Source organism: Deinococcus wulumuqiensis R12 (assembly GCF_011067105.1).
Classification (GTDB): domain Bacteria; phylum Deinococcota; class Deinococci; order Deinococcales; family Deinococcaceae; genus Deinococcus; species Deinococcus wulumuqiensis.
This window is the reverse complement of the sequence record NZ_CP049357.1, coordinates 331,062-353,100: the sequence shown is the minus strand read 5'-3', so window position 1 is coordinate 353,100 and position 22,039 is coordinate 331,062. Positions and strand designations below refer to the sequence as shown.

General features: G+C 66.5%; 18 protein-coding genes. 13 read left to right on the top strand and 5 right to left on the bottom strand.

The features are described 5' to 3' along the window. Window positions 1-156 precede the first annotated feature (156 nt). From G6R31_RS01795 to G6R31_RS01775, 5 genes are all read left to right on the top strand, one after another. Window positions 157-1,863, top strand: coding sequence for a lactate permease LctP family transporter (locus G6R31_RS01795; RefSeq protein ID WP_017869647.1), 1,707 nt, complete (start codon window positions 157-159; stop codon window positions 1,861-1,863). 94 nt (window positions 1,864-1,957) lie between these two features. Beyond that, the gene (locus G6R31_RS01790; protein WP_017869648.1) at window positions 1,958-2,701 is read left to right on the top strand and encodes a (Fe-S)-binding protein; all 744 of its coding nucleotides are present in this window, start codon (window positions 1,958-1,960) and stop codon (window positions 2,699-2,701) included. Next, a complete protein-coding gene (locus G6R31_RS01785) occupies window positions 2,698-4,251 on the top strand; it encodes a lactate utilization protein B (RefSeq protein ID WP_017869649.1) in 1,554 nt (517 codons plus the stop codon). Before G6R31_RS01790 ends, G6R31_RS01785 begins: the two co-directional genes overlap by 4 nt. Continuing rightward, a complete protein-coding gene (locus tag G6R31_RS01780; protein WP_017869650.1) occupies window positions 4,248-4,895 on the top strand; it encodes a LutC/YkgG family protein in 648 nt (215 codons plus the stop codon). Before G6R31_RS01785 ends, G6R31_RS01780 begins: the two co-directional genes overlap by 4 nt. A gap of 469 nt (window positions 4,896-5,364) precedes the next feature. After that, window positions 5,365-6,432 (top strand): potassium channel family protein, encoded by a 1,068-nt coding sequence (locus G6R31_RS01775; protein ID WP_017869651.1) that lies wholly within the window; start codon window positions 5,365-5,367, stop codon window positions 6,430-6,432. Here the strand turns inward: G6R31_RS01775 and G6R31_RS01770 are convergent. After that, window positions 6,356-6,985 (bottom strand): tyrosine-protein phosphatase, encoded by a 630-nt coding sequence (locus G6R31_RS01770; RefSeq protein ID WP_017869652.1) that lies wholly within the window; start codon window positions 6,983-6,985, stop codon window positions 6,356-6,358. The genes G6R31_RS01775 and G6R31_RS01770 overlap by 77 nt on opposite strands. Before the next feature lie 602 nt (window positions 6,986-7,587). Here G6R31_RS01770 and gyrA point away from each other — a divergent pair. The 5 genes from gyrA (at window position 7,588) to G6R31_RS01740 (ending at window position 14,046) form a co-directional block, all read left to right on the top strand. Further along, window positions 7,588-10,032, top strand: a complete 2,445-nt coding sequence (gene gyrA / locus G6R31_RS01760) for a DNA gyrase subunit A (RefSeq protein ID WP_017869653.1) — start codon at window positions 7,588-7,590, stop codon at window positions 10,030-10,032. 208 nt (window positions 10,033-10,240) lie between these two features. Next, the gene (locus tag G6R31_RS01755; protein WP_017869654.1) at window positions 10,241-10,642 is read left to right on the top strand and encodes a hypothetical protein; all 402 of its coding nucleotides are present in this window, start codon (window positions 10,241-10,243) and stop codon (window positions 10,640-10,642) included. A gap of 104 nt (window positions 10,643-10,746) precedes the next feature. Continuing rightward, entirely contained in the window at window positions 10,747-11,121 is a 375-nt protein-coding gene (locus tag G6R31_RS01750) for an alpha/beta hydrolase family protein (RefSeq protein ID WP_017869655.1), read from the top strand. Beyond that, complete coding sequence (gene recG / locus G6R31_RS01745) at window positions 11,121-13,457, top strand: ATP-dependent DNA helicase RecG (protein ID WP_017869656.1); 2,337 nt, start codon at window positions 11,121-11,123, stop codon at window positions 13,455-13,457. The genes G6R31_RS01750 and recG overlap by 1 nt, the downstream gene beginning before the upstream one ends. A 223-nt stretch (window positions 13,458-13,680) precedes the next feature. Beyond that, window positions 13,681-14,046, top strand: coding sequence for a P-loop NTPase family protein (locus G6R31_RS01740; RefSeq protein ID WP_017869657.1), 366 nt, complete (start codon window positions 13,681-13,683; stop codon window positions 14,044-14,046). Window positions 14,047-14,244: 198 nt separating this feature from the next. Here the strand turns inward: G6R31_RS01740 and G6R31_RS01735 are convergent, their stop codons facing one another. Both G6R31_RS01735 and G6R31_RS01730 read right to left on the bottom strand, forming a co-directional pair. Then, complete coding sequence (locus G6R31_RS01735; protein WP_017869658.1) at window positions 14,245-14,823, bottom strand: Uma2 family endonuclease; 579 nt, start codon at window positions 14,821-14,823, stop codon at window positions 14,245-14,247. 32 nt (window positions 14,824-14,855) lie between these two features. Further along, a complete protein-coding gene (locus G6R31_RS01730) occupies window positions 14,856-15,158 on the bottom strand; it encodes a hypothetical protein (protein WP_017869659.1) in 303 nt (100 codons plus the stop codon). A gap of 245 nt (window positions 15,159-15,403) precedes the next feature. Between G6R31_RS01730 and G6R31_RS01725 the strand changes: the two genes are divergently transcribed. The 3 genes from G6R31_RS01725 (at window position 15,404) to G6R31_RS01715 (ending at window position 20,766) form a co-directional block, all read left to right on the top strand. Beyond that, window positions 15,404-16,582, top strand: a complete 1,179-nt coding sequence (locus tag G6R31_RS01725) for a metallophosphoesterase family protein (protein ID WP_025567846.1) — start codon at window positions 15,404-15,406, stop codon at window positions 16,580-16,582. Window positions 16,583-16,670: 88 nt separating this feature from the next. After that, a complete protein-coding gene (sbcC, locus tag G6R31_RS01720) occupies window positions 16,671-19,406 on the top strand; it encodes an exonuclease SbcCD subunit SbcC (protein WP_017869661.1) in 2,736 nt (911 codons plus the stop codon). A gap of 49 nt (window positions 19,407-19,455) precedes the next feature. Next, window positions 19,456-20,766 (top strand): DUF4139 domain-containing protein, encoded by a 1,311-nt coding sequence (locus G6R31_RS01715; RefSeq protein ID WP_029732870.1) that lies wholly within the window; start codon window positions 19,456-19,458, stop codon window positions 20,764-20,766. Between the two features lie 18 nt (window positions 20,767-20,784). Here G6R31_RS01715 and G6R31_RS01710 read toward each other — a convergent pair whose 3' ends face one another. After that, window positions 20,785-21,201 (bottom strand): DoxX family protein, encoded by a 417-nt coding sequence (locus G6R31_RS01710; RefSeq protein WP_017869663.1) that lies wholly within the window; start codon window positions 21,199-21,201, stop codon window positions 20,785-20,787. Further along, window positions 21,198-21,929, bottom strand: coding sequence for a hypothetical protein (locus G6R31_RS01705; RefSeq protein ID WP_017869664.1), 732 nt, complete (start codon window positions 21,927-21,929; stop codon window positions 21,198-21,200). Before G6R31_RS01705 ends, G6R31_RS01710 begins: the two co-directional genes overlap by 4 nt. Window positions 21,930-22,039: the final 110 nt, after the last annotated feature.

Below are 22,039 nucleotides of genomic sequence, written 5' to 3'. Positions count from 1 at the left end.
ACGCGGAAAACAGCCCCCCGCACACCCCCACTTTTTGCACCCGCTCCAAAGATTGTTCAGAACAATTGACATTTGGGACAAAGGCCCTTAGTCTCAAGCCACTTTCACAAAGCTCAGAAACAGGCGGCGGGTTCAGGGCCGCCCAGGAGGAAGGCTATGGAACAAGCCGCGTCGGTCTGGACGCAGAATTACGCGCCGATTGGGGGAAGCCTCTGGCTGTCCACCCTGGCCGCGCTGATTCCGGTCGTTTTCTTTTTTGTCGCTCTGGTGGGCCTGCGGCTGAAGGGCTATGTGGCGGGCGGGCTGACCGTGCTGCTCGCCTTTCTGGTGGCGGTGCTGGGCTACGGGATGCCGGTGGCGAAAGCAGTTTGGGCCACGCTCTACGGCTTCGGCTACGGGCTGTGGCCGATCGCCTGGATTATCGTGGCGGCGGTCTTCCTGTACAAAATTGCCGTCAAGACCGGGCAATTCGAGGTCATCCGGCAGTCGGTGCTGAGCATTACCGAGGACCAGCGGCTCTTGGTGGTGCTCATCGGCTTTTGCTTCGGCGCGTTTCTGGAAGGGGCCGCCGGATTCGGGGCGCCGGTCGCCATCACGGCGGCGCTGCTGGTGGGCCTGGGGCTGAATCCCCTGTACGCGGCGGGCCTGTGCCTGATTGCCAACACCGCGCCCGTGGCCTTTGGGGCGCTGGGCATTCCGATCACGGTCGCGGGCAACCTCACCAACATCCCGCCGTTCACCATCGGCCAGATCGCCGGGCGTCAGCTCCCGCTGCTGGCGCTGTTCGTCCCGTTCTTCATGGTCTACCTGATGGACTCGGGCAAGGGCGGCATGAAAGCTGGGATGAAGGGCGTGCGTGACCTGTGGCCCGCGCTGCTGGTCGCCGGGCTGTCCTTTGCGGTCACGCAGTACCTCACCTCCAACTTCATCGGGCCGGAACTGCCCGACATCACCTCGGCACTCGTCAGCCTGGTCGCCACCGCCGGATTCCTGAAGTTCTGGCAGCCGCGGGAAATCCAACCTATCCCCGCGCCGCAGACGGTGGGGGCGGCCTACCGGCCTGTCCAGATGGCCAACATGACCGCTGGAAGCGTCCTCAAGGCCTGGTCGCCCTTCCTGCTGCTCACGCTGTTCGTGGTGATCTGGAGCCTGCCCGCGTTCAAGGCGCTGTTCGACCTCAAGGCGCCGGGGCCGCTCTCGTGGATGGTGCTGCACTGGGACGTGCCCACGCTGCACAACGGGGTGATGAAGGTCTCTCCCATCGTGACCGAGCCGACGCCCTACGCCGCGAGCTACAAGCTCGACTGGTTTTCCGGCACCGGGACGGGCATTTTCCTGGCCGCGCTGGTCAGCATGGCGGTGCTGGGCATGAAGCCGCGTGAGGGCGTGCAGACCTTCGTGGAGACGCTCAGGGAACTCGCCTATCCCATCCTCAGCATCATGTTCGTGCTGGGCTTCGCGTACATCGCCAACTACTCCGGCCAGAGCGCGACGATGGCGCTGGCCCTCGCGCAGACCGGGCACCTGTTCCCGCTGTTCTCGCCGGTGCTCGGCTGGCTGGGCGTGTTCCTGACCGGCTCGGACACCTCGTCGAACGCGCTGTTCAGCGGACTACAACAGGTCACCGCGCAGCAGATCGGCGTCAACCCCGCGCTCACCGTCGCCGCCAACACCACCGGGGGCGTGACCGGCAAGATGATTTCGCCCCAGAGCATCGCCGTGGCCTGCGCCGCCGTGGGCCTCGTTGGGCGCGAAAGCGAACTGCTGCGCTTCACCGTCAAAAAGAGCCTGGGCTTTCTGGCGGTCATCATGGTCATCACGTACCTTCAGGCGTACGTGGTGCCGGGGATGATTCCCAGGTAAGGCCCCGTCCAGGGGTCGGGGGTCGAGATTCGGCCAGCTCGACCTCTCGACTTTTTCACCCTTTTCCAGTTTTTCTTTCCAGAGGAGAACCCTCATGCACATAGACCTCTTCCTCACTTGCGTCAACGACGCGCTGTTTCCCGGCACCGGGCAGGCCACCGTGCGGCTGCTCGAGCGGCTGGGCCACAGCGTCAACTTCAACCCCTGCCAGACCTGCTGCGGCCAGATGCACCTGAACACCGGCTACGCGGGCGACGCGCTCGACCTCGCCCGCAAATTCGTGCGTGACTTCAGGGACTCCGAAGTCGTGGTCACGCCCAGCGGCTCCTGCGCGGCGATGGTGCGCGAGCTGTACCCCGAAGCGGCGAAGTGGGCCGGGGACGAGGAGCTGCTGCGGGACGTGGAGGCGCTGGCCCCCCGCGTCTACGAACTCTCCGAGTTTCTGGTGAACAAGCTCGGCGTGACCGACGTGGGCGCGTACTACCCGCACCGCGTGACCTACCACCCCACCTGCCACGCCATGCGCTCGCTGCGGGTGGGCGACGCGCCGCTGAAGCTGCTGCAAAACGTGCGCGGCATGACCCTGCTCGAACTGGAAGGCGCGAACGAATGCTGCGGCTTCGGCGGCACCTTTGCCGTCAAAAACCCCGACGTGAGCGCGGCCATGCTCTCGGACAAGACGCGGCACATCATGGACACGGGGGCCGAAGCCTGCACCGCCGGGGACAATTCCTGCCTGCTGCACATCGGCGGCGGGCTGCACCGCCTCCGCAGCGGCACCCGCACCGTGCATCTGGCCGAGATTCTGGCGAGTACCGAAGGGAAGGTGTTTGCATGAGTAACCACGGAGGACTTCACCCCGCCCAGCCCTTTCCGCAGGCCGCCCGCGAGCAGGTGCTTAAGGCGCAACTGCGGGCCAACCTGCGCAAGGTCACGCACACCATCCGCGACAAACGGGCGAACGTGGTGGCCGAGTTGCCCCACTGGGAGCAGCTGCGCGACCTCGGCGCCGCGACCAAGGACGCTTCGCTGGCGAACCTCTCCGACCGCCTGCTGGAACTGGAACAGAGCGTCCGGGCACGCGGCGGGCAGGTGCACTGGGCCAGGGACGCGCGGGAAGCCCGCGAAATCGTGGCCCGGATTGCCGAGGCGCACGCGGTGGACGAACTGATTAAGGTCAAGTCCATCACGTCCGACGAAATCGAGCTGAACAAAGCATTGGAAGAAAAGGGCATCCACGCCATCGAAACCGACCTCGCCGAACTCATCGTGCAGCTGTCCAACGACCGCCCGAGTCACATCCTGGTGCCGGCCATCCACCGCAACCGGGCCGAGATTCAGGCGCTGTTCAATGCCGAACTGCCCGGCGAAGGCCAGCTTTCCGACACCCCGGCGGAACTGGCGGCGGCGGCGCGGCGCTACCTGCGCCACAAGTTCCTGACGACCAAAATGGCCGTGTCGGGCGCCAACTTTGCCATTGCCGAAACCGGGACGGTGTGCGTGGTGGAATCGGAAGGCAACGGGCGCATGTGCCTGACGCTGCCGGAGGTGCTCGTCAGCATCATGGGCATCGAGAAGGTGCTGGAGAAGGTGGAAGACATCAGCGTGTTCATGGAACTGCTCCCGCGCAGCTCCACCGCCGAGCGCATGAACCCCTACAACTCGTTCTGGAGCGGCGTGACGCCCGGCGACGGCCCGCAGGAGTTTCACCTCGTGCTGCTCGACAACGGGCGCACGAACGTCCTCGCCGACGAGTTCGGGCGCCAAACGCTGCGCTGTATCCGCTGCTCGGCCTGCCTGAACGTCTGCCCCGTCTACGAACGGGCGGGCGGGCACGCCTACGGCTCGGTGTATCCCGGCCCCATCGGCGCGATTCTGACGCCGCAACTGCTCGGCATGCACGACAAGAACGCCAACACGCTGCCCGGCGCCTCCAGCCTGTGCGGGGCGTGCTACGACGTGTGCCCGGTCAAAATCAACATTCCGCAGGTGCTGATTTACCTGCGCACACAGGCCAATCTTCAGAAGGCCAACGTGCAAAAGGGCCTGAGCGCCGAGGCCCTCGCCATGCAGGGCATGAAATTCGTGATGTCCGAGGGCTGGCGCTTCGAGGGCGCCCTGAAACTCGCCCGCGTGGGCCAGGGGCCGCTGGTGCACGGTGACGCCATCACCTCGCTGCCGGGCCTGCTCGGCGGCTGGACCCAGGTGCGCGACCTGCGCCCCTTTCCGAGGGAGGGTTTCCGGGAGTGGTGGAAGCAGAGAGCAGAGGGCGAAACCGAAGCCGCGCCGCCCGCCGTCGTACAGAAGGCCGAGGAAGGCCCCACCCCGCCGCAGAAGGACGAAGGCGGCAGGTTCGGCGCCGAACCCTCCCGCGAGGACACGCTATGACCCCCGAACACAATTTCCCGTCCAGCACCGAAGCCCGGCTGGACATGCTGACCACCATCAACCGCGCCATTGCCGGGACCAGGCCGCAACCGCTGCCGCCCTACCCGGTGTCCGTGCCGCTGACCCGCGCCGAGATTCTGCACCAGTTCGAGGACCGGATTCTGGATTACAAGGCGGCCTACACGCACGTTTCCGCCGCCGAGCTGCCGGGGGCGATTGCGGCGGCGCTCGGAGACGCCCGGCGCGTGGTCGTGCCCGCCGGGGTGCCCAGCGAATGGCTCACGCCCGGCCTGGACGTGCTGCGCGACGAGCCCAGGCTCTCCAACGCCGAACTCGACGGGGCCGAAGCCGTGCTGACCGGGTGTGCCGTCGCCATCAGCGAGACGGGGACCATCATCCTCGACCACCGCGAGGACCAGGGCCGCCGGGCACTCTCGCTGATTCCCGACCTCCACGTGTGCGTGGTGCGCGGGGAGCAGGTGGTGCAGACCGTCCGGCAGGGCGTGGACGCCGTCGCCCAGAGTGTGCGCGAGGGCCGACCTCTCACCTGGCTTTCGGGCGGCAGCGCCACCAGCGACATCGAACTGGTGCGGGTGGAAGGGGTCCACGGGCCGCGCCGCCTGCACGTGATGGTCGTCGGCTGATACGGATTCCGCTTAATTCCTGCACAGTCGGGAAAGCGCCGCCTGTGCATCCATATCGCAGAATTCGTATTTTTTCCATGCGCTCCGCGCAAAATTGCGCCCGGACATGTCCGGGACTCAATTTGAAACCGTATGATACGGACGCTTTCTCTCCCCCTGTCCTGCCCCTGTCGCCGCGAGGTGACGGGGGCGGTTCGGCTCAGGCGAACCCTCGGGCGAGGGGAAGCCCATGCAGGGGGTACAGGCGGGCCAGGACGGATACGGTTCTGAACTCTATTCCGCCCATCCGGGCACAGCACCTCAAGTAGGCTCTGCGGCGCAGCCCCACACCACACGTCCGTTCGGAAACAGTACAACTGCTCGGCTCCGCGCTGGGGCGGGCGGTGGAGAGCGGCCCAGTTCTCTTTCCTGGCCCGTCTCTTTCCTGGCCCGTCTCTTTCCTGGCCCGAACTCCGGTTACGCTGTGCCGATGTTGCGTTCGCTGCTGTGGGTGCCGGGTCTGGTCCTGGTCGGGATAGTGGTTCACGACCTGCTCAAGGTGACGATGCAGGGCGGCGACGGCACTCTCAGCCAGACGGTGCACCAGCGGGTGTACCAGCTTCTGCACGCGCTGGCGCGGCGCACCGGCAACCGAATCGTGCTCGCCTGGGCCGCGCCCACCATAATCGTCTCGGCGCTGCTCACGTGGACGCTGGGGCTGTGGCTGGGCTGGACGCTGGTGTTCTGGTCCTCGCCGGGCAGCGTGGTGGGCGCCGACAGCGAGTCCCCGGCCACCTTCTGGAGCGTCGTGTACTACGTCGGCTACACCATCAGCACGCTGGGGCTGGGCGACCTCAAGACGACGGTGACGCCCTGGCGAATGCTGACCAGCGTGGCGGCGCTCAGCGGGTTCGTCAATCTGACCTTCGCCATCACCTTCGTCGTCCCGGTGGCCGAGGCCCGGCTTGAGCGGCGCGAACTGGCGCGGCTGCTGCGGCGCTCGGGACCGGACGCGCAGGCGCTCGTCATCGGGGCGCTTCAGGACCACCCCGACGGCCTGCAAAGCCTGATTTCGGGGCTGCACCAGACGCTCAACACTCTGGAAACCAAGCACAACCACGCCCACTACCTCCACCGCTTTCATGACCGGGCAGCCTTAGAAAGCCTGTCGCTCGCCCTGCCCGCGCTCGGCGAGGCGCTGCTGCTTATCGAGTGCGCGCTGCCCGGCCCGCCGCCGCCCGGCCTCAAGCTCAGCCGGACGCTGGTGGACAGCCTGGTGCGCGGGCACGCGAAACACTGCCCCTCTCCCCTGCCCGCCGTGCCCCCGCCGCCCTCGCTCGCGCCGCTGCACGCCGCCGGTATCGCCACCGTGGACGAGGCCGAGTTCGCCGCCTGCCTCGCGCAGCACGCCGAGCACCGCCAGTTCCTGCGGGCGATGGTGGAAGAAGGGCTGTGGAACTGGGCGCAGGTGGCGCGGACGGTCAGAGATCAGGCGGACGGAGACCGGGGAGGCCAGTCCACAGCCGCCCGGCCAGCGCCGCCTGCTCCTGTGCGCTGAGTCCGTAGGCCGCGAGATAAGCGCCCACCCCGCCCCACTTCTCGTCCAGATGGCTCAGCGCCGCGAGAATCTCTTCTGCCCGAGTGTGGGAAAACGGCTCCAATGCCGCCCATCCCTCGGGCGTCTTGCGTTCCCGCTGAGCGGCATAGAAACCGGTCAATTCTTCCCCGGTTCGGGCATAGTCCTCGCCGATCTGCGCCCGCGTCCGGCCCGCGAGTTCCCCGCACAGCGCCGCGATGAGGCCGGTGCGGTCCTTGCCCGCGTGACAGTGGATGAGAACCGGGCCGGGAGGCGCGTCCAGAATCGCGCCGAGGATGGTGACGATGTTGTTCGCCGCGTGGTCGAGGTGCGCCCGGTAGAGGTCGGCGTTCGTCCGGGCAGCGGCCGTCGCTTCGTTCATGGCCCGCACCCGCCAGGGCAGCAGCGGCAGGTTGAGGTATTCGGTGCGTCCCAGAAAAGGCGGCGCGTCTCTCAACCGTTCGCGGCGGTCACGCAGGTCGATGACGCGGCTCAGCCCCAGTGCGAGCAGTTCGGCGCGGCCCTGTTCACTCATACAATTTCAAATTGAGTCCCGGACATGTCCGGGCGCAATTTTGCGCGGAGCGCATGGAAAAAATACGGTTTTAAGGAGATGGACGGGCATCCGGCGCCTTTCCGGATGCTCGGGAATCGGATTAAAACCGTATCAGGAAACTGAGATTGGCCGAGCGCCACAGCCCCGGCAGCGGGCGGCGAAAGTTGAGGGCACCATCGGGAGAGGCAGTGAGAGGCACCCGCGCAGGATGCCCCGGTTGTGCTGCGCCCCGGGGTGCGCCGCGCCGCTGTGATGGCCGCCATTTTCCGGTAAGTTGGAAGCGTCAGAAAAAACGCCCGTCTTTCCCTGGCTGGTCCCTCGCCGGGCGCCCAAGCCCCGGTGAAAGCGCGTCAGGTCGGACCCGCAGCGGAGCACCCGCCAAGGGGCGCCCCCATGAGGGAAAAATCGCTGTTTTTCTTCGTCTTTTCCGGTAAACTGGGGGGCGTTGAGGGAAGCGGCGCTGTTATGCTTTTAACATAATATGATATGCTGTTTCCATACCTGGCAGCGTGCCGGGACACTCATCTTTCCCCGCGACTGAGGGTGCATCCGCGCCCCCACCGCCCCCTGATTGGAGTGCCATGACCGGAACCGGAATTCAACCTGTAGACATCACCAGCGAAGTCAAGACCAATTTCATCAACTACGCGATGAACGTCATCGTGGACCGCGCCCTGCCCGACGTGCGCGACGGCATGAAGCCGGTGCAGCGCCGCATCATGTACGCGATGTTGCAAGAAGGGCTGATGAGCAACGTCAAGCACGCCAAGTCCGCCAGCGTGGTGGGCGAAGTGATGAAGCGCTATCACCCCCACGGCGACAGCTCCATCTACGACGCGATGGTGCGGCTCGGGCAGTGGTGGAACATGCGCTACACCCTGGTCGATCCCCAGGGCAACTTCGGCTCGATGGACGGCGATATGGCCGCCGCCATGCGCTACACCGAAGCCCGCATGACCAGGGTGGCCGAGGAAATCCTGGCCGACCTCGAAAAAGAGACGGTGGACCTCAAGCCCAACTACGACGAGACGACCACCGAGCCGACGGTGCTGCCCAGCGCCGTGCCCAACCTGCTCATCAACGGCGCGTCGGGCATCGCCGTGGGCATGGCGACCAACATCCCGCCGCACAACCTTACCGAAATCTGCAACGGCCTGTTGGCGCTGATCGACAACCCCGCCATCACGCTCGACGAGATGATGACCCACGTGCAGGGACCGGACTTTCCCACCGGCGGGCGCATCGCCAAGGCGGGCATCCGCGAAGCCTACGCCACCGGGCACGCGGGACTGAAGGTGCGCGGCAAGGCCCGCATCGAGGAAGGCAAAAACGGGCGCACCCAGATCATCATCAGCGAGATCCCGTACCAGCTCAACAAGACCAACCTGCTCCAGACCATCAGCGCCATGTACAAGGCGGGCAAGATTCCCGACATCGGGGCGCTGCGCGACGAGTCCGACCGCAAGGAACCCGTGCGGATCGTGATTGAACTCAAGCGCTCGGCGGCGGGCATGGGCACGCTGGTCCTCAACCAGCTCTACAAGTACACCCAGCTTCAGAGCAGCTACACGGTGATGAACCTCAGCATCGTCAATGGCGAGCCGCGCGTGCTGCCGCTGATCGACACCATGCGCTACTTCCTGGACCACCGCCGTGACGTGGTGACCCGCCGCACGGTGTACGACCTGCGCAAGGCCAAGGAGCGGGCACATGTGCTGGAGGGCTTACTCAGGGCCCTCGATCACATCGACGAAGTGATTGCGCTGATTCGTGCGAGCAACACCGGCGCCGAGGCCCGCGACGGCCTGATGGCCCGCTTCGGCCTGAGCGAGATTCAGGCACAGGCGATTCTGGACATGCGCCTGCAACGTCTGGTCGGCCTGGAGCGCGAGAAGCTGCAAGGCGAGTACGACGAGCTGCAAAAGACCATTGCCCGCCTGGAATCCATCCTGGGCGACGAGAAGCTGCTGTGGCGCGAGATCAAAAAGGAACTCCGCGACATTCGTGACCGCTACGGCGACGCCCGGCGCTCGGTCATCACCGAACTCGAAGAGGACATCAACAAGGAAGACCTGATCGCGGTGGAAGACATGGTGATTACCATGACCCGCGCCGGGTACCTCAAGCGCACCAACCTCGACGCCTACCGCGAGCAAAAGCGTGGGGGCCGGGGCAGCAGCGGCGGCAAGCTGCGTGAGGAAGACGCCAACACCGGGGTCTTCGTGGGCAGCACGCACGATTACCTGTTGTTCTTCACCGACGCGGGCCGGGTCTTCCACGAGAAGATCTACGACCTGCCGGAAGCGGGCCGTGACGCCAAGGGCACCCACATCCGCAACCTGCTGCCGGGCCTGCGCGACGACGAGAACATCGCCTCGGTGCTGTCGGTGGGGGGTTTTGACCAGCCGGGCAGCTTCATCTTCGCCACCAAGAACGGCGTGATCAAAAAGAGCCTGATCACCGACTACGCCAACATCACCTCGGCGGGCCTGATCGCCATCAACCTGCAACCCGGTGACGAACTGATCGGCGTGGACATCCAGCAGGACGGCGACGACGTGGTGCTGGCGACGAAGAACGGCCAGGCGATGCGCTTCGAGGCCCACCTGGTGCGCGACACGGGCCGCGCCACGCAGGGCGTCATCGGGATTCGCCTGCGCGAGGGCGACGAGGTGGTCAGCATGGCGCTCGTCCCCGGCAGCGACACCGAGGGCGAACTGCTGGCGATCAGCGAGTGCGGCCTGGGCAAGCGCACCAAGGTCAGCGACTACCCCAGCAAGGGACGCGGCGGCCTGGGCGTCATTACGCTCGACGTGACCGACAAGACCGGCAAGCTGGTGACCCTGGCGCACGTCGCGGGCAACGAGGAACTGATGGTCCTGACCGAAAAGGGCACCGTCATCCGCACCCGCGTCGAGGAAGTCCGCGTGACGGGCCGCAACGCCCAGGGCGTCAAGGTCATCAACATCGGGGACAAGGACCGCGTGATCGACGCCTTCCCGATTCGCAAGGAAGACGAGCTGTAAGGGAGGCGGATGGCCGGAGGCAGATGGCTGATGGCTAAAGGCGAAGGGGGCTGGCGCGTGGGCGCTGGCCTCTTTTTTGCTCTCTGCCCTCCCCCCTTCACCCTCTCCCCCATTTGACTTTTGTCCTGGCTTACCGTACGGTAGGTAGGCTATTGACCGCTCGGTAAGCGGGCGGGCGTACTTCCTGACTTTGCCGGAGGCCTTACCTATGGACGAAACCATCATTCAACCCGCCGTTCACTCTGCTGTCGGCGGCATTGCGCTGCTCGTCGCCCTCGTGACCACCGTGCTGACCTGGCTGGGGGCGCGGCGCGGCACGTTCGGCAAAGCGCAGGCCGCCGCGCTCATCACCCTTCAGGTCGTGCTGATGCTTCAGGCGGCGGTGGGCATCAAGCTGCTCGACCAGGGCATGGGCGTCATTCAAAAGTACGTGCATTACCTCGGCGGCCTCGGCTCGGTGGGCCTGCTGATGCTGTTCTACTGGCTGCCCAAGCGCAGCGAGGCCGACACCGCGAACAAGGCGGCGTGGCTGACCACCGCCAGCCTGCTGTTCGTCGTCATGACCTTCTTCATCGGGCAGATGTACGTCAAGGGGCAACTCAGCGGCTAATACGGATTCCGCTTAATTCCTGCACAGTCGGGAAAGCGCCGCCTGTGCATCCATATCGCGGAATCCGTATTTTTTCCTACTCGCATCCGCTCTGCTGCGCAGCTTTGCAAGTCGGATTGAATCTGAAACTACCAGATTCAATCGGAATCCCGTATTACAACAAGCACTACGTCTCGGGGCCGGGGCAGGTGGACTACCAGAAGTTCTACGGGCAGGCCGACCTGAACACCTTCCTGAAAGGCGCGGAAACGGCTCTGAACGCCATGAAGCGTGACCCCCGCGTGGACCCCCGCCGCATCTTCGTGTACGGCTGGAGCGAAGGCAGCAGCGTGGCGGCGCAACTCGTGCGCGACCACCCCGAGTTTTGCGTCACTGAGTCACGTCATTGGGCCACGTCACCGGGCCGCGCCGCGTCCGATTTCGCAAGGCAGGCCGGTCACGGAGTTCGTCCGTCCTCGTCTGTTATGCTGCGAGCGTAATGGCGACGGTGGCAGAACTGCAAGAACGACTCCGGCGCCCCCTCGCCGCTGAGCTGGCGGGGGGCTGCCATGACCGCGTGGTGGCGGGCGGTGTGGAAAAGCTGCTGAGTACGCCGCTGGCTGGCCCATTTCCCAGGGTGCGCGAGGTGCTCAGCGGCTACGGCCAGATGCGTGAGGACGAGCGGGCCGGGGCGCTGCGGGAGGCCCTCGCCCTGCTCGGCAACAGCAGCAAACCGGCTCGCCGCGCTGCCCCGACCAAAGTCGCGCCGCCACAGGCGAAAGGAGGCGAGCGCCTGCCCATTGACGCGCCGGTGGAGCGGCTGAGCACCGGCCCCGGCGGGCCGCGCAAGCTGCAAAGTCTCGGCCTGCACCAACTGCGCGACGTGCTGCACGCTTACCCCCACCGCCACGAGGACCGCCGCGCCCTGCCGGACCTTTCGGAAGTCGAGGAAGGCCAGAAGGTCACGGTGGAAGGCACAGTGGTCAGCAAGTTTCGCCGCAGCCCCAGGCCGGGGATGCTGATTCTGGAAATCGTGCTGGAAACCCCCAGCGGCGGGCGGGTCAAGGCGACGTGGTTCAACCAGCCCTGGGTGGAAAAGGGGCTGCGCGAGGGCGCCCGGCTGGTCCTCACGGGCCGCGCCAAGAAATTCGGGCGCCAGACGCAGCTCAGCGTGGAGCACATGGAAACGGTGGACAAGGCCGAGCAGAGCCTCAGCACCGGGCGGATTGTCGGCGTGTACGACGCCAAAGAAGGCATCAGCCAGGAGTTTTTGCGCCGGGCCGCGCATCAGGCGCTTCAGGCCGCGCCGCTCGACGACTATCTGCCGGCCCACTGGCGGCGCAAGTACGGCCTGACCGACCTTGCCGACGCGCTGTGGGGCATTCACTTTCCGCACGACGAGGCGCACCTGAAACGGGCCAACGGGCGCCTGCGCTTCGACGAATACCTCTTTCTGGAACTGCGGATGCTGCTTCAGGGCGAAGACGCCGTGCTGCAAGGCAAGCGCTTCGAGGCGCGGGGTGACGACATCAATAAATTTGAAGCCGCATTGCCCTTCCGCTTCACCAACGCGCAGCGCCGGGTGCTGCTGGAAATCACCGACGACATGCGCAGTGACAAGCAGATGGCCCGGCTGGTGCAGGGCGACGTGGGCAGCGGCAAGACGGCGGTGGCGGCCTGCGCCCTGTACCTCGCCGTGCGCGACGGCTACCAGGGCGCACTGATGGCCCCCACCGAGATTCTGGCCCGCCAGCACTACGCCAACTTGCAGGGCTACCTCGGGAAACTCGACGTGCGGGTGGGCCTGCTCATCGGCGCGATGACCCCCAAGCAAAAACTCGAAATGCAGACGCGGATTGCCGAGGGCGACGTGGACGTGGTGGTCGGCACGCAAGCACTTATTCAGGAAAACGTGCAGTGGGACAACCTCGGGCTGGCGGTGGTGGACGAGGAACACCGCTTCGGCGTGCAGCAGCGGCGAAAACTGCTGGCCTCGCGCCCCGACGTGCTGGTGATGTCGGCCACGCCCATTCCGCGCTCGCTGGCGCTGACGGCCTACGGCGACCTCGAACTGAGCATCATCGACGAATTGCCACCGGGCCGCACACCCATCGAAACCAAGCTGATTCAGGACACGGCCCGCCAGCAGGCCTACGGCTTCGTGATGGGCCAGATTCGGCAGGGGCGGCAGGCGTATGTGGTCACCGCGCTGATCGAGGAAAACGAGAACCTGGAGCTGCTCGCCGCGACCCAACTCGCTGACGACCTCAAGACCATCCTGCCCGAAGCCCGCACGGAGATGCTGCACGGCAAGATGTCCGCCGCCGAGAAGGATTATGTGATGGACCGCTTCCGGGCGCACGAGTTCGACATTCTGGTGTCCACCACCGTCATCGAGGTCGGTGTGGACGTGCCCAACGCCACCGTGATGGTGATCGAGAACGCCGAACGCTTTGGGCTGGCGCAGCTCCACCAGCTTCGCGGGCGCGTGGGGCGCGGCAGCCTTCAGAGTTACTGCGTGCTGATTGCCGGGGAAACGTCCATGAAGACCCGCAAGCGGCTGAAAATCATCGAGGGGTCCACCGACGGCTTCGTGATTGCCGAAGCGGACCTGAAGCTGCGCGGTCCCGGCGAGCTGCGCGGCACGCGGCAAAGCGGCATCCCGGATTTGCGACTGGCCGACCTTGCCAACGACGAAGAAATCATCATGCAGGCGCGCGAACTCGCCAAGCACATCCTGGCGAACGACCCCCGGCTGGAGCACCCGCGGTTGCAGTATTTGAGGTCGGAATTGCAGAACAGGTCGCAGAGTGTGGCGTATAGGGAGGTGATTTGATGACCTCATACGGATTCCGCTTAATTCCTGCACAGTCGGGCCTATACAGTTGGGAAAGCGCCACCTGTGCATCCATATCGCAGAATCCGTATTTTTTCCTACTCGCATCCGCTCTGCTGCGCAGCTTTGCAAGTCGGATTGAATCTGAAACTACCAGATTCAATCGGAATCCGTATCACCCCTCATCGTCCTGCGTGGCAATTCGGGCAGCGGCAAAAGCTCGGTGGCGCGTGCCCTGCGGGAGCGCTACGGCTACGGGCTGGCGTGGGTCGAGCAGGATTATCTGCGGCGAGTCCTGCTGCGGGAGCGCGACATTCCCGACGGAAAAAACATCGGCCTGATCGAAACGAACGTGCGGTACTGCCTCGGCGCGGGGTACGTCACGGTACTGGAGGGTATTTTGCACGCCAAACACTACGCGCCCATGCTTTCGCACCTGCACACTGATTTTGGCGGGCAGTGGTACTACTTTGACCTGCCGTTTGAGGAAACGGTGCGCCGCCACGCCACCCGCCCTCAGGCCACCGAGTTTGGCCCAGAGCAGATGCGCGCCTGGTACAGGGAACGCGACTTATACGGATTCCGCTAAATTCCTGCACAGTCGGGAAAGCGCCGCCTGTGCATCCATATCGCAGAATCCGTATTTTTTCCTACTCCTTTCAGTCGGATTGAATCCAGAAATCTGCTGGATTCAATCGGAATCCGTATTACTGCCCTTCGTAAACGACACCGTGATTGGCTCAGAGCAAACGCTGACGCAGACGGTAGATACCATCCTGCAAAAGCTTCACAGCACTCCCGCGTAAATCTCGCCCAAGCTCAACTCCAGCCCCAGGCACGGCAGAGGAATGACGCCCTCACCGACATATTCGGTCAGCGTCCAGCTTGCGCCTTCGCGGGCATAGGCGTACACCCGCCGCTCGTACTGGTCCACGATCAGGTAGGTCTGCAGGCTGGGCAGGGCGGTGTAGACGGCATATTTGGCGTGCCTGTCGGTGTGGGCCGTGCCGCGTGACAGCACTTCGACCAGCAGGCAGGGCGCGGTTTCCGAGTAGGGGTCGCTGTTCTCGGGGCCGCAGACGACCATCACGTCGGGGGAGTAGAAACTCTGCTGGGCGTCTATCCGCAACTTGATTTCGCTGGCGTAGGCGCGGCAGCCCTGGCGACGGGCGGCGGGGCGCACGACCTGCATCACGTTCATGATGACTTCGGCGTGGCTCTTGCTGCTGCCCGCCTGCGCCCACACGCCGTCCGAGTTGTCCACGGCGTACACGAAGCCGCCCACATACTCGCGCTTGACGGGGCTATCCACCTCGGTGCGGAGGTATTCTTCCACGCTCATTTTTTGGAAGGCGGGCTGGGTCATGGGGAAAGTCTACCGTCGCCCTGGCTCCCGCTTCAGCGCTGCTCGTCGGTGAAGGTCAGCCGGGGCTGCTTGCCGAAGGTCGCCTGCTCCAGCCTCACCCCGCGCCACTCGGCATTTTTCTCTTCGGGCAGTTGCAGGGTCAGGAAACGGCAGCGGCCCTGTTCGCTCATCAGCACCTTGGCGACGAGTTCGCCTGCCCGGATGCACTGGACGTCAGGGGCACAGCGGCTGTCCTGTACGCGCAGCACGGTGATTTTTTTGTCTGCGAGTTGCCCGGTCTGCCCCGGTTGCAGGGTGACACTGGCGGCAGAAGCGGCGGCGCTCAGGGCAATCATACGGATTCCGATTGAATCCAGCAGATTTCTGGATTCAATCCGACTGAAAGGAGTAGGAAAAGATACGGATTTCGCGATATGGATGCACAGGCGGCGCTTTCCCGACTGTGCAGGAATGAAGCGGAATCCGTATCAGGAGGGGCAGCACTCGGCTCATGACCGGATGATGGCTGCCCAGGCTGAAGTCGGGCTGATTTCCGCCGGGCAGTCTGTCCCGGCCCCCACTCCATGCTATTTTTTCCGTCATGCGCGTACTTCATACCGCCGATTTCCATGCCGGGCGGTTGCTCAAGGGGTTTGACCGGACACCCGAAATTCATGACGCCCTGACCGAAATCGCGGGGCTGGCCCGCACCGAGGGGGCCGACGCGGTGCTGGTGTCGGGCGACCTGTTCGATACCGGCAACCCGTCCGCCGACGCCGAAGCCGCCGTGTTCGACTTTTTTCTGCGGCTGCGCGACGCCGGGATTCCGGGCATCGTCATCGCGGGCAACCACGACAGCGCGGCGCGGCTGGATTCGGTGGCGGGGCTGCTCGGCTGGGTGGGGATTCAGGTGGTCGCGCAGCCCAGCGGCGACCCGCTGGCGATGGTGCGCGAGGTGGCGACGAAATCGGGCGAGCGCCTGCGGGTGGGCGCCCTGCCGTACCTCTCCGAGCGGCGGCTGATCAAGGCGGTGGACGTGCTGCAGGGCGACCTCGGGGCGCAGCGGCAGAAGTACCGCGAGAACATGGGGTTTTTTCTGCGCGAGCTGGGCCGGGGCTTCGAGCCGGGGGCGGTGAACATGCTCATGGCCCACACCACGATGGACGGCGCGGTGCCGAGCGGCTCCGAGCGCACCTTTCAGCTCGACCTGACCAACGCCTACACGGTTTCGGGCCTGCAACTGCCGCCCGGAGCGCAGTACGTCGCGCTGGGGCACATCCACAAGCCGCAAACGGTGTCCGACGCGCCGCTCGCCTGCTATCCCGGCAGCGTGATTCAGCTCGATTTCGGCGAGGCGGGCGAGAAGAAGCAGGTCAACCTGATTGAGGTCCAGGCCGGGCGCCCCGCCCGCGTGGAGGGCATCCCGCTGGCGAGCGGACGCGACCTGAAAACCGTCTACGTGGACCTCGACAACGTGGAAAAGCGGCTGGGCGAAGTGGCGGCGAGCGGCTTTTCCGGGCTGCTGAAGGTGGTGGTGCGTGCTCCCGCCGGAACCGCGCTGCCGGGTCTCAAGGACCGGGTGCTGAACATCACCCCGAACGCCCTGAGTGTGGAACTCGACGCGCAGCAGGAAGACCTCGCCGTGCCGGAACTGCGGCGCGAGGGCCTGACCCTGATGGAACTGTTCGAGCGCTACTGGCAGGAAAAACGCGGCGAGCTGCCCGGCGACGTGCGGGCGGCCTTTCAGGAAGCCGAGGCGCAGGTGCGGGAGGGGTTGTGATGCAGAGGGCACAAGGGAAGCAGAGGGCAGAGGCGAGAGAGAGGAGAGGGCAAACCGGAGCGGCGGCGCGGGCAGGGGCGGGCGCACTGTGAAGCCGCTGCACCTCAGCCTGCGCGGGTTCACGGCGTTTCGGCAGACCACCGACCTCGACTTTTCCGACCTCGAACTGTTCGCGCTGGTGGGGCCGACCGGCAGCGGCAAATCGAGCCTGCTCGACGCGATGACCTTCGCCCTCTACGGCGAAACGGCGCGGTTGGGTGCCACCGGCCTCGACGCCCTGATTTCGCAGGGCGAGCGCTCCCTGAGCGTGGCGTTCACCTTCGAGGCGGGCGGGCAGACCTACCGCGTGACCCGCACGCGCGGGCGCAAGCAGGCCGACAACGAGGTGCGGCTCGACCGCCTCGACAGCGACGGCGAGTGGACCGGCCTGAGCAGCGGCTCGCAAAAGGACATCTCACAGCGCATCGTGGCGGTGGTGGGGCTGGACTTCGACACCTTCACCCGCTGCGTGATGCTGCCGCAGGGCCAGTTCGCCGCGCTGCTGCACGGCAAAGCCAAACAGCGCCAGGAACTACTCGGGGAACTGACCGGCCTGGGCCGCATTCAGCAGATGCACGCCGTCGCCGCCGACCGGGTCAAGGAATTCAAGCACCAGTCGCAGAGCCTGGGCAGCGTGCTGGCCAGCGAATATGCCGGGGTCAGCGAGGACGCCGCCGCCGAGGTGAGGAGCCAGCGCGAACAGGTGAGCGCCGAGGCCGAGCGGCTGGTGCAGCAGCGCGAGGAGCTGCAAACCCAGGTGCAGCGCCTGCGCGAGCAGGAAAAGGTCTGGCGCAGCCGCGAGGACACCGCCCGGCGCCTGAACGTGCAGGAAAGCCGCGCCGGGGACGTGCGCCAGGGGGCCGAACGCGCCCGCCGCGCCCGGCAGGTGGCGGGGGTGCTGCCGCTGCTCGACGCCGCCGAGCGTGCCCGGATTGCCGCCGGGCGCCAGGCCCGCGAACTGCTCAGCGCCGAGGCGGAGCTGCGCCGCGCCCAGGCGCAGAGCGACCTCGCCGCCGAGCAGATGGCGCAGGCCCAGGTGCAGCAAGAGCGCATTCCCGTGCTGGAAGAAGAAGCCAGCGCCCTGCGCGAAGCCGAAGCCGACGCCGCCCGCCTGAAACGCGCTGGGGGCACCCCGCAACTCACGCACCGCGACCCCCTGCCCTGGAACGAGGACGCCTTCGAGGCGGCGCGGGAGGGGGCGCAGAAGCTGGAAAAACTGCGGGTGGAGCGCGCCCTGATAGAAACGGAAAAGGCCGCCCTGAAAGCCGCCCAGGAGCGCTACGCCCAGGAAGAACGCCAGCAGCAGGAAGAAACGGCGCAACTCGAACGGGTCAAGCAGGACGGCCTGAATGCCAAGGCGCAACTCGAAGCTGCCCAGCGACGCGAGGAAGAAGCGCGGCGGGAGGCGGGGCTGACGGCCTACCGTGCGCACCTGCATGAGGGTGAACCCTGCCCGCTGTGTCAGCAGATCGTTCAGCAGGTGCCCGGGGGCGAACGTGTCGACCTGGACGAGCTGCACGCTGAGGTCGGTCTGCTGCAAAAGCTGGTGCAGGAGCGGCGCGAACATTTCACCGACCTGCGCGGACAGCTCAAGACCCGGCAACTGTGGCTGACGGAAAAGGCCAGCGAATACCGCGACTGGGACGAACGCAACAAACAGCGCGAGCTGGACGCCCGGCAGCTGGAAAGCCACGTGTCCGGCAACCCGCAGGACGACCTTCAGCGCCTCCTGGCTTCTCTGGCCGCCCGCGTGCGGCAGGCCGGGGGCAACCCCGCGCAGGCCCGGCGCGACCGCCTGGCTGAGATTCAGAGCCTCCGCACGCGCTTTCAGGAGGCGCAGGCCGCCCTGGCACGTGCCCAGGGCGACCTCGCCGCGGCCCAGGCCACGCAGCAGGCCGCGCAGCGCATGAACGCCGAGCGCGAGGCCGACCACGCCGCCGCCGCCGCCGCGCTCGCTGCGGCCCTTGCCGGACTGAACCTGACCGCCGAGCAGGCGCGCACCGCTGGCCTGCCCGAAAGCGAAATCGCCGCGCTGGAAGAAGGCGCCCGCAAGCACGAGGCGGAAGTGGCACAGCTGCGGGCGGCGCTGGCCGACCTGGACCGGCAACTGGGCGTCTCCCCCTTCGACCCGGCGCACCTCGCGCAGGTCAGCCGCGACCTGACCGCCAGCGACGCCGCGCTGAGTGCCGCCCGCGAGCAGGCCGGGCGACTGGCCGAGCAGGAGCGCGGGCTGCGCGAGAAACTGACCCGCAAGGCCGACATCGAGGCGCAGGCGGCGCAGGCCGGGCGGCAGCTCGACACCTGGCAGACCCTGAGCAACGCCCTCAAGGTCAACGAATTCCAGCAGTTCATGCTGGCCGAGGTGGAAGCGCAGCTGCTCACGCGGGCGGGGCTGCTGCTGTTCGACATCAGCGACGGGCGCTACCGCCTGAGCCTCGAAAAAAACGAGTACGTCGTGCAGGACCTCTGGAACGCGGGCGAGGTTCGCGCCGTGCGCACCCTCTCGGGCGGCGAAACTTTCCTCGCTTCGCTCTCGCTCGCCATCGCCCTGAGCGACTACCTCGCGGGGAGCAAGGTGCTGGGCGCCCTGTTTCTGGACGAAGGCTTCGGCACCCTGGACCCGCAGGCCCTCGAAGCCGTCGCCACCGCGCTCGAAAACCTCCGCACCCAGGGCCGTATGGTGGGCATCGTCACCCACGTCGAAAGCCTCTCCGAGCGCCTGCCCAGCCGCCTGCTGGTGAGCAAGAGCATGGCGGGCAGCAACGTGGTGCGGGTGGACAGCTGAGCTGACCTTCTATCAACATCAGGTCAGTTTCATGCTTTACGCTGCCCGCATGACCCGGCGTTTTCCTCTGCTTCCGCTGGCGGCCCTGTGCCTCCTGACGCCCCTCGCCCAGGCCGCCGACCTGCGCCTTTACCCCTCGTTCGCTGAAGTCACGACCCCCCCGCTGAAGGTGGAGGGCGGCGCGGTCACGGTGCCTTTTCCCCGCGCGGACTGGGCCTGGACCGTGCCCGGCAGCCTGCGCCTGCTGGGGGTGCCGGTGACGCGCACGCGCGTGACGCCGGGAATGCATCCGCTTCAGGCCCACGAAGGCGAGGCCGTGCGGGTGCTGCGCGGCGGCCTGAACCTGCCCGGCACGTTGGTGGACGCGGGGGCCTTGCTCGTGCAGCTCGGCAGCGGCGAGTACCTGACGGTGCGCCCCGACGAACTCGCCCTGAGCACCCGCCCGCCCAGCAGCCGGGACGTGGCCGACGTGAAGGTGCGGTTTGAAACGGGCGGCGCAGGTGAAGCCAGGCTGCTGTACCAGACCCGCGCCCTGTCGTGGAAACCGCGCTACGACCTCGACGCGAGCGGCGGCGCGGCCACCCTGCACGCCCTGGCCGAGATTCGCAACGCGGGCGAGCAGGCCTTCAGCGGCGGGGCCGACCTCTACGCCGGAGACGTGCGCCTCGTGCCGGAAAACGTGTCGACGCCAGCATCTGTCGGCGTGGGGGAGCAGGGGTTTGGAGCCGCCACGACCAGCACAGCGGGCAATGTCGCGCAGGACCGCGCCGTTCTCAGTCTGGGCGAGGTGAGGGGGCTGCAACGCTACGCCCTGAGCCGCCCGCTGACCATCGGTCCCCGGGAAACGCAGACCTTGCCTTTCCTGACGCCCAAGCTGTCCACCTTTGCCCGCTACGCCCGCGTCAGCACCTATTTTTCACCGCAAAACTCGTCGGGGCGGGCGGGCCGGTTCTACAAGTTCACCGCCGACGCCGCGCTGCCTGCCGGACCCCTGACGGTGCGCGAGGACGGCGTGCTGGTCGGCACCGTCGGTCTGGGGGCCGCCACTGCCGGGCAACTGAGCGACCTGTCGCTCGGCGCCGACCCCGACCTGCGCTTCGCCCGCCGCGTGACTCTGCTGAACACCGAAAAGGACAGCGCCGGGCGCACGCTGAGCCGCAGCTACCGCGTGACCTACACCCTGACGAGCACGAAGTCGGCGGCCATCACCACCGAGGTGCGCGAGCAGGTCTACGGCCAGGGGGTCGTGGTGGACGGCAAAGCCCAGAACGGCAACCCGGCGACGGTGGTTCGCTACGCGGCGGTGCCCGCAGGCGGTCAGGCGAACGTGACGTTTACGGTCAAGGTGCGGGGAGGCTGACGGCGGGCAGTCTCGGGCTTACCCCCGGCGCTTCCTCGCCTGCCACGCGCCCGACGACCACAGCGCCACGCCAATCAGCACCGGCTGAAAAAACAGGCGGATGAACCGTTTGCGGTCGGTGTCCAGCCCGAAGGCGTCGGTGCGGGTCAGGTACTGCGAGATGTTGCCCGGAAACACGGCGACGAAAAAGGCCGCCAGCAGCCAGCCGAGCGGAATCCTCTTTTCCTTCCACAGCATGAACGCCGTGCCCAGGCTGATTTCGGCGATGCCCGACGCCAGCACCACGAAGTCTTCGTTCAGCGGCAGCGACTTGGGCACCTGCGCCTGAAATTCATCACGGGCGAAGGTCAGGTGACTCACCCCGGCGAAGGTCAGAAATCCACCGAGGCCGAGGCGGGCGAGCGTTTGCAGCGCAGATGTGGGGCGCGGTTTCATGCCTCTACGCTACTCTGATTCGCCCACAGCCCGACGACCTGCGCCTGCCGGGTGCGCGGGTCATGCCCCTCGGCCAGCCGCTCGGCGTAGGCGTCGGCCCAGCGGCGGGACGGGTTGAGCAGGGGAAGCTGCAGTTCGTCGGCGGCCCCGATGAAGTGAAACAGCGACCCGAACGCGGCGTTGTTCAGCGTGTGCCCGGTTTCGTGCGCCACCAGGCCCAGCGCGTCCGGCGTGACGAAGGCGAACTGGCCCAGACTGTAGCCCCCGCGAAACCCCGGCCACCACAGCCAGCCGCCGACCAGCACGACGGTTCCGGTGGCCCGGTCCATCCAGACCCGCCGCACCGAGGGCCAGGCGAGCGCGTTCAGCCCGAAGGCCCCCAGCCCCAGCACCGTCGCGGGCCAGCCCAGCGGCAGCAGCCAGCCCGACCACCCCAGCAGGTGCCGGAAGCGCGGGCGACAGGTCAGGTCAGACGCGGCCAGCAGGTTCAGCGCAGCGGCGCAAAGGCCGAGCGGCCCCACCCAGGGCAGCAGAGCGGCGGCGTTCAGCCCGGCATTCAGCCCGATGAGCACGCCGCGCCAGAGCGGTTCAGGGCCGCGACTGGCCCCGACATAGAGGAGGACGCTCAGTCCCCCCCACAGCGTGAGGGCCTCCCCCGGCGGCAATCTGACCAGCCCCCATGCCAGCAGTGTCCCGAACAGGGCGCCGGGCAGGGGCAGCGGAATCACAGGGAAAGTCTGCCAGAAGCGGAACGCTGCCGATGCCCTCTGCTGAAGAAGTCCCATTCGGGACGGGATGCATGACAGCCGGGGAGTTTGAGGGGCCAGCAACACGGGAC

Coding starts and splice junctions, on each gene's coding strand:
- G6R31_RS01795 (WP_017869647.1), top strand. CDS start 157: ATGGAACAAGCCGCGTCGGTCTGGACGCAGAATTACGCGCCGATTGGG.
- G6R31_RS01790 (WP_017869648.1), top strand. CDS start 1,958: ATGCACATAGACCTCTTCCTCACTTGCGTCAACGACGCGCTGTTTCCC.
- G6R31_RS01785 (WP_017869649.1), top strand. CDS start 2,698: ATGAGTAACCACGGAGGACTTCACCCCGCCCAGCCCTTTCCGCAGGCC.
- G6R31_RS01780 (WP_017869650.1), top strand. CDS start 4,248: ATGACCCCCGAACACAATTTCCCGTCCAGCACCGAAGCCCGGCTGGAC.
- G6R31_RS01775 (WP_017869651.1), top strand. CDS start 5,365: ATGTTGCGTTCGCTGCTGTGGGTGCCGGGTCTGGTCCTGGTCGGGATA.
- G6R31_RS01770 (WP_017869652.1), bottom strand. CDS start 6,985: ATGAGTGAACAGGGCCGCGCCGAACTGCTCGCACTGGGGCTGAGCCGC.
- gyrA (WP_017869653.1), top strand. CDS start 7,588: ATGACCGGAACCGGAATTCAACCTGTAGACATCACCAGCGAAGTCAAG.
- G6R31_RS01755 (WP_017869654.1), top strand. CDS start 10,241: ATGGACGAAACCATCATTCAACCCGCCGTTCACTCTGCTGTCGGCGGC.
- recG (WP_017869656.1), top strand. CDS start 11,121: ATGGCGACGGTGGCAGAACTGCAAGAACGACTCCGGCGCCCCCTCGCC.
- G6R31_RS01735 (WP_017869658.1), bottom strand. CDS start 14,823: ATGACCCAGCCCGCCTTCCAAAAAATGAGCGTGGAAGAATACCTCCGC.
- G6R31_RS01730 (WP_017869659.1), bottom strand. CDS start 15,158: ATGATTGCCCTGAGCGCCGCCGCTTCTGCCGCCAGTGTCACCCTGCAA.
- G6R31_RS01725 (WP_025567846.1), top strand. CDS start 15,404: ATGCGCGTACTTCATACCGCCGATTTCCATGCCGGGCGGTTGCTCAAG.
- G6R31_RS01715 (WP_029732870.1), top strand. CDS start 19,456: ATGACCCGGCGTTTTCCTCTGCTTCCGCTGGCGGCCCTGTGCCTCCTG.
- G6R31_RS01710 (WP_017869663.1), bottom strand. CDS start 21,201: ATGAAACCGCGCCCCACATCTGCGCTGCAAACGCTCGCCCGCCTCGGC.